This window comes from Variovorax boronicumulans NBRC 103145, from assembly GCF_001591345.1.
Lineage (GTDB): Bacteria > Pseudomonadota > Gammaproteobacteria > Burkholderiales > Burkholderiaceae_C > Variovorax > Variovorax boronicumulans.
The window spans coordinates 39,727-51,049 of sequence record NZ_BCUS01000040.1; the positions used below are offsets into that span (position 1 = coordinate 39,727).

General features: G+C 69.4%; 13 protein-coding genes and 1 pseudogene. 7 read left to right on the forward strand and 7 right to left on the reverse strand.

Annotated features, from left to right (window positions below; all coding sequences use genetic code 11):
* Positions 1-12: 12 nt before the first annotated feature.
* Positions 13-276, reverse strand: a complete 264-nt coding sequence (rpsP, locus tag VBO01S_RS13870) for a 30S ribosomal protein S16 (protein WP_007831311.1) — start codon at positions 274-276, stop codon at positions 13-15.
* A gap of 179 nt (positions 277-455) precedes the next feature.
* Here rpsP and VBO01S_RS13875 point away from each other — a divergent pair, with 179 nt between their 5' ends.
* Positions 456-980, forward strand: a complete 525-nt coding sequence (locus tag VBO01S_RS13875) for a GNAT family N-acetyltransferase (RefSeq protein ID WP_062475081.1) — start codon at positions 456-458, stop codon at positions 978-980.
* A gap of 13 nt (positions 981-993) precedes the next feature.
* Complete coding sequence (locus VBO01S_RS13880; RefSeq protein WP_062475114.1) at positions 994-1,440, forward strand: TM2 domain-containing protein; 447 nt, start codon at positions 994-996, stop codon at positions 1,438-1,440.
* A gap of 51 nt (positions 1,441-1,491) precedes the next feature.
* Here the strand turns inward: VBO01S_RS13880 and VBO01S_RS13885 are convergent, their stop codons facing one another.
* The 5 genes from VBO01S_RS13885 to hda all read right to left on the reverse strand — a co-directional run bounded on the left by VBO01S_RS13885 (position 1,492) and on the right by hda (position 6,387).
* Positions 1,492-2,502 (reverse strand): inorganic phosphate transporter, encoded by a 1,011-nt coding sequence (locus tag VBO01S_RS13885; protein WP_062475084.1) that lies wholly within the window; start codon positions 2,500-2,502, stop codon positions 1,492-1,494.
* 14 nt (positions 2,503-2,516) lie between these two features.
* Positions 2,517-3,161 (reverse strand): DUF47 domain-containing protein, encoded by a 645-nt coding sequence (locus VBO01S_RS13890; RefSeq protein ID WP_056571891.1) that lies wholly within the window; start codon positions 3,159-3,161, stop codon positions 2,517-2,519.
* Between the two features lie 221 nt (positions 3,162-3,382).
* The gene (gene folK, locus VBO01S_RS13895; protein ID WP_082818128.1) at positions 3,383-4,018 is read right to left on the reverse strand and encodes a 2-amino-4-hydroxy-6-hydroxymethyldihydropteridine diphosphokinase; all 636 of its coding nucleotides are present in this window, start codon (positions 4,016-4,018) and stop codon (positions 3,383-3,385) included.
* On the reverse strand, positions 4,015-5,655 hold the full coding sequence (gene pcnB, locus VBO01S_RS13900; protein WP_062475087.1) for a polynucleotide adenylyltransferase PcnB: 1,641 nt from the start codon (positions 5,653-5,655) through the stop codon (positions 4,015-4,017). The genes folK and pcnB overlap by 4 nt, the downstream gene beginning before the upstream one ends.
* A gap of 42 nt (positions 5,656-5,697) precedes the next feature.
* Positions 5,698-6,387 carry a DnaA regulatory inactivator Hda gene (gene hda / locus VBO01S_RS13905; protein WP_056571899.1) on the reverse strand — a complete coding sequence of 230 codons (690 nt, stop codon included), beginning with the start codon at positions 6,385-6,387 and terminating at the stop codon, positions 5,698-5,700.
* Between the two features lie 152 nt (positions 6,388-6,539).
* Between hda and purM the strand changes: the two genes are divergently transcribed.
* The 5 genes from purM (at position 6,540) to VBO01S_RS13930 (ending at position 10,977) form a co-directional block, all read left to right on the forward strand.
* Positions 6,540-7,580 (forward strand): phosphoribosylformylglycinamidine cyclo-ligase, encoded by a 1,041-nt coding sequence (purM, locus tag VBO01S_RS13910; protein ID WP_062475090.1) that lies wholly within the window; start codon positions 6,540-6,542, stop codon positions 7,578-7,580.
* A gap of 50 nt (positions 7,581-7,630) precedes the next feature.
* Positions 7,631-8,701, forward strand: a complete 1,071-nt coding sequence (locus VBO01S_RS13915; protein ID WP_062475095.1) for an AI-2E family transporter — start codon at positions 7,631-7,633, stop codon at positions 8,699-8,701.
* 112 nt (positions 8,702-8,813) lie between these two features.
* Positions 8,814-9,386: an isochorismatase family protein gene (locus VBO01S_RS13920; protein ID WP_062475121.1), complete on the forward strand. Its 573-nt coding sequence runs from the start codon at positions 8,814-8,816 to the stop codon at positions 9,384-9,386.
* Positions 9,383-10,012 carry a DJ-1/PfpI family protein gene (locus tag VBO01S_RS13925; RefSeq protein WP_062475098.1) on the forward strand — a complete coding sequence of 210 codons (630 nt, stop codon included), beginning with the start codon at positions 9,383-9,385 and terminating at the stop codon, positions 10,010-10,012. Before VBO01S_RS13920 ends, VBO01S_RS13925 begins: the two co-directional genes overlap by 4 nt.
* A complete protein-coding gene (locus VBO01S_RS13930) occupies positions 9,982-10,977 on the forward strand; it encodes a GlxA family transcriptional regulator (protein WP_062475101.1) in 996 nt (331 codons plus the stop codon). The genes VBO01S_RS13925 and VBO01S_RS13930 overlap by 31 nt, the downstream gene beginning before the upstream one ends.
* Here the strand turns inward: VBO01S_RS13930 and VBO01S_RS13935 are convergent.
* Positions 10,974-11,323 (reverse strand): annotated as a pseudogene (locus VBO01S_RS13935) (RNA polymerase subunit sigma-24); the annotation flags it as partial. The gene VBO01S_RS13930 and the pseudogene VBO01S_RS13935 overlap by 4 nt on opposite strands.

The following is an 11,323-nucleotide window of genomic DNA, read 5'->3' on the forward strand; positions in this document are numbered from 1 at the left end:
CGTGCGGGCGGCTTAGGCGGCCGCCTTGGGGGCCGCGGCAGCGGCTTGCTTGATCAGGCGCAGCACCGTGGGCGAAGCCTGGGCACCGACGCTCTTCCAGTACGCGAGGCGGTCCTGGGCGATGCGGATGCTTTCTTCGTTTTCCTTGGCGGTCGGGTTGTAGAAACCCAGGCGCTCGATGAAACGGCCATCGCGGCGAACGCGCTTGTCCGACACGACGATGTTGAAGAACGGACGGCCTTTGGAGCCGCCGCGGGAGAGTCGAATGACGACCATGATTTATCCTTGGGTGGTCAGCGAGCCAGTTCAAATAGAAAGAGGCCCGCTCACGATGTTCTTCCAGCGTCGAGACACGCGACATGGCCACCCGGCCAGCGCACGCTGAAAAGCCCACGATTATAGCCCGACCCGGGTTTTTCTCCGAATTCCGGCCCCGCGCCGCCGCCCTCACCCGCATGACCCTCACCCTCCGCCCCAGCCGCGACGAAGACATCGCAGCCATCACGGCCATCTATGCCCACCACGTGCTGCACGGCACCGGCACCTTCGAAACCGAGCCTCCGTCCGAGGCCGACATGGCCGCCCGGCGCGCCGACGTGCTGGGCAAGAACCTGCCCTACCTCGTGGCCGAAGAAAACGGCGAAGTGTTGGGTTTTGCCTACTGCAACTGGTTCAAGCCCCGCCCGGCCTACCGGTTTTCGGCCGAAGACTCGATCTACATGTCCGAGGCCGCGCGCGGCAAGGGCGTGGGCGCACAGCTGCTGGCGGCGCTTTCGCAGGCGGCCGAAGCGGTCGGCGTGCGCAAGCTGATCGCGGTGATCGGCGACTCGGCCAACGCCGGCTCGGTCGGCGTGCACCGCAGCCAGGGCTTCACGCACGTGGGCGTGCTGAAAGACTGCGGCTGGAAGTTCGACGCCTGGCGCGACGTGGTCCTGATGGAAAAAGTACTCGGCGAAGGCAGCCGCACCAAACCCGAATGATGTGATGAAGAAAATGAAAAGCAAGACCGTCGCCGCCTGGCTCTCTTTCCTCGGAGGCCCGCTGGGCCTGCACCGCTTCTACCTGCGCGGCATGGGCGACTGGCTCGGCTGGCTGCTGCCCATTCCCACCGCGCTGGGCATCTACGGCATCGAGCGCCTGCGCATGTACGGCGTGGACGACGGCGTGAGCTGGGCGCTGATTCCGCTGCTCGGCTTCACGATCGCGGGCTGCGCCTTGATGGCGATCATCTACGGCCTGATGACGCCCGAAAAATGGAATTCCCGCTTCAACGCTGGCGCAGCGCCCGACGCCGCGCCGGGCCAGACCAACTGGCTCACGATCGGCGCCGTGGTGGCATCGCTGTTCTTCGGCAGCTCGATCCTGATGGCGAGCATCGTGTACAGCTTCCAGCACTACTTCGAACACCAGATCGAAGAAGGCCGCAAGATTTCACAGTAGCCGGATCGGGCGCGGCAGCCTCTGCGAACGAGGCGCCGACGCTTCTGACTTTCAGAAAATCTGCCAACTGAACCAGTAAGCCATCGCCGCCACAAAGGCCGAGGCGGGAATGGTCAGGACCCAGGCCCAGACGATGTTCCCCGCCACGCCCCAGCGCACCGCGCTGGCGCGCTGCGTGGCACCGACGCCGACGATGGCGCCCGTGATGGTGTGCGTGGTCGACACCGGAATGCCCAGCGCGGTGGCCAGGAACAGGGTCAGCGCCCCGCCCGTCTCGGCGCAGAAGCCGCCCACGGGCTTGAGCTTGGTGATCTTCTGGCCCATGGTCTTCACGATGCGCCAGCCGCCGAACATGGTGCCCAGCGCAATGGCCGCGTAGCAGCTCACGATGACCCAGGTCGGCGGCACCGCGTCGCTGGCCGAGGCGTAGCCGGTGGCGATCAGCAGCATCCAGATGATGCCGATGGTCTTCTGCGCGTCGTTGCCGCCGTGGCCCAGGCTGTAGGCACCGGCCGAGACCAGTTGCAATCGCCGGAACCACCGGTCCACGCGCGACGGCGTGGCACGCCGGAAGCCCCAGGCCACCACGATCATCATCAGCGAGCCCAGCAGGAAGCCCAGCAGCGGCGACACGAAGATGAAAGCCACGGTCTTCCAGATGCCGGAGGCCACGAGGCCGCTGGTGCCGGTCTTGGCGATCACGGCGCCCACGATGCCGCCGATCAGCGCGTGCGACGAGCTGCTCGGGATGCCGTAGTACCAGGTGACGAGGTTCCAGCTGATGGCGCCGATGAGCGCCCCGAACACCACGTGCACGTCGACCACGCCGGGCTGGGCGATGCCCTTGCCCACGGTGGCCGCCACGCTCAGGTGGAAGACGAAGATCGCGATCAGGTTGAAGAAAGCCGCGAACACCACGGCCTGCCCCGGCTTCAGCACGCCGGTGGACACCACCGTCGCGATCGAATTGGCGGCATCGTGGAAGCCGTTCATGAAGTCGAACAGGATCGCGAGCGCGACCAGCACCACCACCACCCAGAGGGCGACCTGCACCGTTGTCATCGGCTGCTACCCGCTCAGGAATTCTCGAGGACGATGCCCTCGATCACGTTGGCCACGTCCTCGCACTTGTCGGTGATCGTCTCGAGCAGCTCGTAGATCGCCTTGAGCTTGATGACCTCGCGCACGTCCGGCTCTTCGCGGAACAGCTTGCTCATGGCGCTGCGCATCACGCGGTCGGCGTCGGATTCGAGGCGGTCGATTTCCTCGCAGGTCTTGAGCGTGGCCTCGGCCACGGCCGGGTCGGCGATCTTGCCGAGGTACTTCACGGCGTCCTTGAGGCGGTCGCAGCACTTCACGCTCAGGGCCGTGAGGCGCACGATCTCGTCGGTCATGTGGCGCACGTCGTACAGCGCCATGGTCTCGGCCGAGTCCTGGATCAGGTCGGCCACGTCGTCCATCGTGTTGATGAGCTTGTGGATCTGCTCGCGGTCGATAGGCGTGATGAAGGTCTTGTGGATCAGGCGGTTGACGTCGTGCGTCACGCGGTCGGCGGCGCGCTCGGCGTTGTCGACGTCGCGGTTGTACTGTTCGCGCAGGTGCACGTCCGCATAGTGGGTGACGAGCTGCTCGAACGCACGCGCCGCCTCCACGATGCGCTCGGCATGCTGGTTGAACATTTCAAAAAAATTGCCCTCTCGGGGCAGCAGCTTGCCGAACATGGAAAAAACTCCTGGGACGCGCCAATCACAATTTCATGACGCCTTCGTGAAAACTTCCCGAGTTTAACGGGCGCGACCGGAACGACCGGTCGGGCCGACCTTCGGGCTCCGGCGCGACAGGCTCGCTCAGGCCGGCAGCCGCAGTGCCACGACCAGCCGCACGCACGCGGCAACGCCGGCGAGATCGGGCAGGGACAGCCGCATGCCGGCAGCCCCGAGAGTCAGCGGATTTTCTGGATGACCTGGCCGGTCACGCGTGCCAGCGCGGCGCGCGGCACCTTGTCGGGCGCGATCTCGGCCAGCGGCTTGAGCACGAAGGCGCGCTCGCGCATGCGCGGGTGCGGCAAGGTCAGCGTGGGGCTTTCGATCACCGAATTGCCGTGCATCAGCAGGTCGAGATCGAGCGTGCGCGGCGCATTGGGAAAGGGCCGCTCGCGGCCGGCCAGCGTCTCCAGGCGCTGCAGCGCGATGAGCAGCTGCTCCGCGTCGAGCCCGGTGCGCACGGCCACCACGGCATTGATGAAGTCGGGGCCTTCGGCATCGACCGGTGCACTGCGGTACAGCGACGAGCGGGCCGTGACCTGGGTGCGCTGCAGCGCGCCGATGGCGGCCATGGCCTCCTTCACAGTCGCCTCGGCATCGCCCAGGTTGGCGCCAATGGCGACGAAGGCCTGCACGGTCGGGTAGTCCTCGCGCGGACCGCGTGGACGCGAAGGCGCGCGGCGTGCGGGCGGGCCGCTCTTGCTGCCGGCCGATGGCGGCTTGCCTGCGGCGCGCGGCGCGGGCTTGCCCCCCTTGGCTGCCTTGGCAGCCGGGGCGCTCTTCTTGCCGTCCTTCGGCCGGTCGGGCGTGCTCATTCGCCTGCGGCGCTCCCGCCGCCCTCGCTGCCGCCACCACCACCGCTACCGCTACCCACGGGGCGCGGCTTGCGCCGGCGCTTGCGCTTGCGCGGCGCGGCGGCTTCGCCGTCCGGCGGCACGGCGTCGGCCTCGATGTCGGGTCTGTCGCCGTCGTCCGATTCGGTCGCGGCCTGTTTCTGGCGCGCCGGCTGCTCGCTGCGCGGCTTGGGCGCAGCGGCCGGGTCGCGCAGGCGCACGCGCTGGCGCACCTTCTGTTCTTCGCGGACCTGTTCGAGCAGGTCCTGGCGGCGCAGGTCGTCGGCGGTGCTGAACTCCTGCCACCACTCGGCGATGGCTTCACCGACCTCGCCCACGTCGGCACGCAGGCGCATGAAGTCGAAGGCCGCGCGGAAGCGCGCCTGCTCGACCAGGCTGTAGGGCGTGGAGCCGGTGCGCTTGTCGAAGCGCGGCTGCATCATCCAGATCTCGCGCATGTCGGCGGCCAGCTTGCCGCGGCCGGACACATCGCCGATGCGCGAATTGAACACGTCATCGATGGCGTCCTGCAGCGCCGGGAACGGCGGCTGCGGGCGCTGGCCGTGGCGGCCTTCCTGGCGCTGGGCCCAGCCATCACGCACGTCGGCCCACAGCACGCAGGCCAGCAGGAAGCTGGGCGCCACGGGCTTGCCTTCGCCGACACGGCGGTCGGTGTCCTGCAGGGCGGCCTTCACGAAGGGCTGGTCGGCGCGCTCCACCACCACGTCGAGCAGCGGATAGATGCCGGTGGCGAGCCCCAGCTTGCGCAGCTGCTCGACCGTGGCGATGGCGTGGCCGGTCTGCAGCAGCTTGAGCATCTCGTCGAACATGCGGCTTTGCGGCACATCGGCCAGCAGCTTGCTCGACTCGATGAGTGGCGCGGCGGTCTTGGCTTCCATCTTGAAACCGAGCGCGGCCAGCTTGGCCGAGAAGCGGATGGCGCGAATGATGCGCACCGGGTCTTCGCGGTAGCGCGTGACCGGGTCGCCGATCATGCGCAGCGTGAGCTTCTGGGCGTCCTTGATGCCGTTGTGATAGTCGACCACGACCTGGTTGGCCGGGTCGTAGTACATGGCGTTGACGGTGAAGTCGCGGCGCGCCGCGTCTTCTTCCTGCGGGCCCCAGACGTTGTCGCGCAGCACGCGGCCGCTGGCGTCCACGGCGTGCTTCATGCTCGCGAGTTCGCCCTTGCTGGTGCGCTCGTTGCCGGCCACCTGCTCGGCGGCGGCGCTGTCCATGTAGGCGCGGAAGGTCGAGACCTCGATCACCTCGTGCTCGCGGCCACGCCCGTACACCACGTGCACGATGCGAAAGCGGCGGCCGATGATGAAGGCGCGGCGGAACAGCGACTTGACCTGCTCGGGCGTGGCGTTGGTGGCCACGTCGAAGTCCTTCGGGCGCAGGCCCAGCAGCAGGTCGCGCACCGCGCCACCCACCACGTAGGCCTCGTAGCCGGCCTGCTGCAGCGTGGTGACCACGTTCTTCGCGCGTTCGTCGACCAGGGCGGGATCGATCTTGTGAACCTCTGCCGGCACCTCCTGGCGCTTGCCGAAGCGGCTCTTGCCCTGCGTGCCCCCGGCGGACTTGCCGAGCAGCTTGTCGATGAATTTCTTGATCATTGGTTGTTTTTCGAGGAGGAGCAGGCGCTTCTTCTTATCTGTCTATTCGTTTTCGAGCATGGAGCGGATCAGCGGAATGGTGATCGCGCGTTGGGTCTGCAGGGCGTAGCCGTCCAACTGCGACAGCAGCTCCATCAGGCTGCCCAGGTCGCGGCTGAAGCGGTGCAGCATGAAGTCGAGCACGTCGTCGGACAGCATCACGCCGCGCGCGTCGGCCGCCTGGCGCAGCACCGCGCGGCGTTCGCTTTCACTCAGCACCTGCAGATGGAAGACATGGCCCCAGCCGAGGCGGGTGCGCAGGTCTTCGCGCAGCGGCAGGTCGGCCGGCGGCAAGGCGCCGGCGGCGACCACGCCGCGCTGCAGGGTCTGGGCGTTGACGAACCAGTTGAAGGCCGCGTGCTGCTGCACCGCGGTGTAGAGGTGGACGTCGTCGAGCAGGACGGCGCCCCAGCGCTCGTCGAACTCGGGCGGCTCCAGCAGGCCGGCGTGCAGCCAGCCCACGCTGGCGCCCTGCTCGGCCAGTGCGACACGCACGGATTCGAGCAGGTGGGTCTTGCCACTGCCGCTGTCGCCCCAGAGGTAAGTCGGCACCGGCGAGTGCAGCGCGGGGCTGCCATCGGCGCCGCCGACCCACACTTGCAGGTGTCGCAGCGCCGCCTCGTTGGGGCCGGCAAAAAAGGCGTCGAAGCTGGGGCCCGTCGCAATGCCGATATCGAGCGCGAGCTGTTTCATCCCGGGAAGGTTCATGGAGGGGGCCCGGAGGGCCCTTAAAATCGTGAGGAATTCTATCGGCCCGGCCGCCTCGGTCGCCGGCGCCTCCCCTGCCCGACCTTCCTCGCCGCTTCGCGAACCTTTTCGCTCCTTCTTCTCGACACCGCCCGCCCATGACCTCCTCCACGCCCACCCCGCTCAGCTACAAGGACGCCGGTGTCGATATCGACGCAGGCGACGCCCTGGTCGACCGCATCAAGCCGCTGGCGAAGAAAACCATGCGCGAAGGCGTGCTGGCCGGCATCGGCGGCTTCGGCGCGCTGTTCGAAGTGCCCAAGCGCTACAAGGAACCCGTGCTGGTGAGCGGCACCGACGGCGTGGGCACCAAGCTCAAGCTGGCCTTCGAATGGAACATGCACGACACGGTCGGCATCGACCTCGTGGCCATGAGCGTCAACGACGTGCTGGTGCAAGGCGCCGAGCCCCTGTTCTTCCTGGATTACTTCGCCTGCGGCAAGCTCGACGTGGACACGGCCGCGGCCGTGGTCGGCGGCATCGCCCGCGGCTGCGAAATCTCGGGTTGCGCCCTCATCGGCGGCGAAACCGCCGAAATGCCCGGCATGTACCCGGCCGGCGAATACGACCTGGCCGGTTTTGCGGTCGGCGCGGTCGAAAAGTCGAAGATCCTCACGGGCCAGAACGTCAAGCCCGGTGACGTGGTGCTGGGCCTGGCCTCGGCCGGCGTGCATTCCAACGGTTTCAGCCTCGTGCGCAAGGTGATCGAGCGCGCCGGCGCCGATTTGCCCGCCACCCTGGACGGCAAGCCCTTCCGCGAAGCCGTGATGGAACCCACCCACCTGTACGTGAAGCCCGTGCTCGAGGCGCTGGGCAAGCACCCGATCAAGGCCCTGGCCCACATCACCGGTGGCGGCCTGCTCGAGAACATCCCGCGCGTGCTGCCCGAAGGCACCGCCGCCCACCTGAAGAAGGGCAGCTGGCCCCAGACCGAGTTGTTCGCCTGGCTGCAGAAGGTGGCCGGCATCGACGACATCGAGATGAACCGCACCTTCAACAACGGCATCGGCATGGTCGTGGTGATCGATGCGGCCGAAGCCGCCGCCTGCGCCGCCACGCTGCGCGCCGCCGGTGAGTCGGTGCACGAGATCGGCGTGATCGCCGAGCGCGGCGACGGCGCGGCCGTGGTCGTCGCCTGATCGCGCGCCCGTTCTTTTTTCTCTTCCTCACCGCACGCCCCGCACCCCGGATGGCCACGCCGCTGCCCGACGCCACCCTCGCCGCCCCGCCCCCGGCCGCCGCCTCCCGCCACGTGGTACTGGCCAGCTACCTGCTGATGCTCGCGGGGCTGATGCTCGTGATGTGGCAGCACCTGCTGCCGGGGCTGCTGTGCGTGTGCATCGGCTTCCTGGTCGCACGCTGGTTCGCCCGGCTGCTGGGCGGCTGGCTGTCGCGCCTGAAGCCCCTGCGTTCCACCGCCGGCAGCCTGGCCCGGGTGGTGGCGGTCACGCTGGTGCTGCTGGGCCCGATCGGCCTGGTCACGCTGGGGTTCTCGCAGGCGCGCGAGTACGTGCTCGATGCGCCCGACCAGTACCGCGAACTGCTCGACTACACGGCCCGCACGGTGCTCGAACTGCGCTCCAAGCTGCCGGCCGACATCGCCGTCTACCTGCCCGAGGGCGCGGCCGAGGTGCAGCGCATCGTCGCCAACTACCTGCGCACGCAGGCCGGCTCGCTCGCCATGGCCGGGCGCGCCTGGCTGGGCGGGCTGCTGTTCGCCTACGTGGGCCTGATCATCGGCGCGCTGGCCGCCGTGGCGCCGGCGCCGGCCCAGCGCCGGCCGCTGGCGCAGCAGATGTTCCAGCGCATCACCACCTTCGGCGAGGCCTTCGGCCAGATCGTCGCGGCGCAGTTCTGGATCGCCGCCTTCAACACGCTGCTGACCGCGATCTTCCTGCTGTTCCTGATGCCGCTGTGGGGCCTCGAGCTGCCCTACACGCCCGCCCTCATCACGCTGACCTTCGTGGCCGGGCTGGTGCCGATCGTGGGCAACCTGGTCTGCAACTCGGTGATCACGCTGGTGGCGCTGTCGGTGTCGCCGGTCACGGCCGCGGCCTGCCTGGGCTTCCTGATCCTGATCCACAAGGCCGAGTACGTGATCAACGCCAAGGTGGTCGGTGCACGCACGCAGATGCGCGTGTGGGAGCTGCTGTCGGTGATGTTCGTGGCCGAGGCGGTGTTCGGCCCCGCCGGGCTGGTGGCGGCGCCCCTGTACTACGCGTACCTGAAAAAAGAACTGCACGCAGGCGGCCTGGTCTAGCGACCGGGCAATGTCCTGATCTGATCGGTTCCGGTCCGCTTCGGCGCGGACGAAGCGCTGGCGGCGTCCAAGAATAGGCGGCATCATCCACTTTGCCTTGCCCGCCTCCGCCATGACCACCTGTCTGATTGTGATCGACGCCCAGGAGTCGTTCCGCCACCGCCCGTACTGGAACGCGGCCCTGCTCGCGCCCTACCTCGAGGCCCAGAACGCGCTGATCGCCGGCGCCGTGGCGGCCGGACTGCCGGTGGTGCGTGTTTTCCACATCGATGCGCCGCCATCCCCGGCCAACCCCTTCGCGCTCGAATCGGGCCATGTGCGACCGATCGACGGCCTCGCGCCTTTCGAGGCGGCCGCCACCTTCACCAAGCACCGCCACAGCGCGCTGGTCAACAGCGGGCTCGATGTGTGGCTCACGCAGCACGGCATCCGCCGCCTGATCGTGAGCGGCATCCGCACCGAACAGTGCTGCGAAACCACCACGCGCCACGCCTCGGACCTGGGCTGGGAGGTCGACTACGTGACCGACGCCACCCTCACCTTCGACATGGTGCAGCCCGACGGCCGGCCGCTGTCGGCCGCCGACATCAAGGCGCGCACGGCGACTGTGCTGGACGGGCGCTTCGCCACGGTCTGCAGCGTGGCACAGGCGCTTGAGCGCGCCACGGAAGGCGCAGCCGCATGACCCCGCTGCGCGTGCGCATCCTGGCCTACGACGGCGTCGAAGCGCTCGATTTCGCCGGCCCCTTCGAGGTCTTCACCACCGCTGTCCGCGTCCACCAGCGCCTGCAGCCGGGTGCGCCCGCGCCGTTCGAGGTCGCCTCGGTCGCCCACACCCGCGCCGGAGAACCGGTGCAGGCGCGGGCCGGCCTGCGGCTGCTCGCCGACCACACGCTGGCCGATGCCGCCGCCACCGCCGACGTGCTGGTCGTCCCCGGCGGCGTGGTCGATGCGCCGATGGCGAGCCCCGACACCCTGCGCTGGATCGCCCGGTGCGCGGCCAGCGCGCAGCTCGTCGCCTCGGTCTGCACCGGCGTCTTCCTGCTCGCGCAAAGCGGCGTCGTGACGCGCGAGGCGGTCACCACGCACTGGGAAGACCTCGCCGACCTGCGCGCCCAATTCCCGCAGCTCGACGTACGCGACGGCGTGCGCTGGGTCGACACCGGCCGCATCGTCAGCTCGGCCGGCATCAGCGCGGGCATCGACATGAGCCTGCACTTGGTCGAACGCCTGGCCGGACGCGACCTGGCCGAGCGCACCGCGCACCAGATGGACTACGCATGGACCCGCAACGAGCCCCTGTCCGCGTAGTTTTCGTGCTGCTCCCCGACAGCCTGGTGCTCGACTGGGCCGGGCCGGCCGAGGCGCTGCGCATCGCCAACCAGCGGCTGCGCGCGGCGGGCCAGCCCGAGCGCTTCATCATCGAATTCGCTGGGCCGCGGCCCAGCATGAGAGGCTCGGTCGGCGTCGCGCTGTCGGGGCTGTCGCCATTGCCGACGCAGTGGGACGGCCCGGGCTGGGTGGTGCTGGTCGGCCTGCCGGGCGACACCATCGCGACCGACACCCCCGAGGCGCAGGACCTGCTGCACTGGCTGCGCGGCCAGCGCTTCACGCGCGGCGGCGTCGAGCTGGTGACGGTCTGCGCGGGCGCCCTGCTCGCGGCGCACGCGGGCGCGCTCGCGGGCCGGCGCGTCACCACGCACCACCATCACCTGGACGAGCTGCGCGCCGTGGAGCCGCGCTGCGAGGTGGTGAGCAACCGCGTGTTCGTGATCGACCCGCCGGTCTACAGCAGCGCGGGCGTCACGACGGGCATCGACCTGATGCTGCACCGCATCGCCGACACCTGCGGCGAGGCGCTGGCGGCCCAGGTGGCGCAGGCGATGGTGGTGGCGCTGCGGCGCGGCCCGCACGACCCGGAGCTGTCGCCCTTTCTCGCTTACCGCAACCACCTGCACGCGGCGCTGCACCGGGTGCAGGACGCGGTCAGCGAACAACCGCAGGCCGACTGGAGCGTGCCGCGCATGGCCGAGGTCGCCCACACCTCGGCGCGGCACCTGACGCGGCTGTTCGTCGAGCACGCGGGCGTGGCGCCGCTGGCCTACCTGCGCCGGCTGCGGCTGGCCGCCGCGCAACTGGCGCTGGCCTCGGGCGCCAGCGTGACGCGGGCGGCCGAGCTGTCGGGCTTCGGCTCGGACACGCAGCTGCGCCGCGCGTGGCACCAGTTCGGGTTGCCGGGCTCGCCTTCCGCGAGCACGTCGGCGCCCGTCCGCTAAGGCTTGTCGCCGCAGGCCTCGGCGCGCGCCCGCAGCAGCGCCTGCTCGCGCGTGTTGCGCGTGAGCGAGGCGGCGCGCTGGAACTCCCGGCGCGCCTCGTCGCGGCGGCCCAGCTTGAAGAGCAGGTCGCCGCGCACGGTCGGCAGCAGGTGGTAGCCCTTCAGCGCGGGCTCGTCCTGCAGCGCATCGACCACCTCCAGCCCAGCCGCCGGCCCGAAGGCCATCGACAGCGCGACCGCGCGGTTCAGCTCGACGATGGGCGACGGCGACAGCGCGGCCAGCGCGTCGTACAGCGCCGCGATGCGGGCCCAGTCGGTCTCGCCCGCGGTGCGCGCACGGGCGTGGC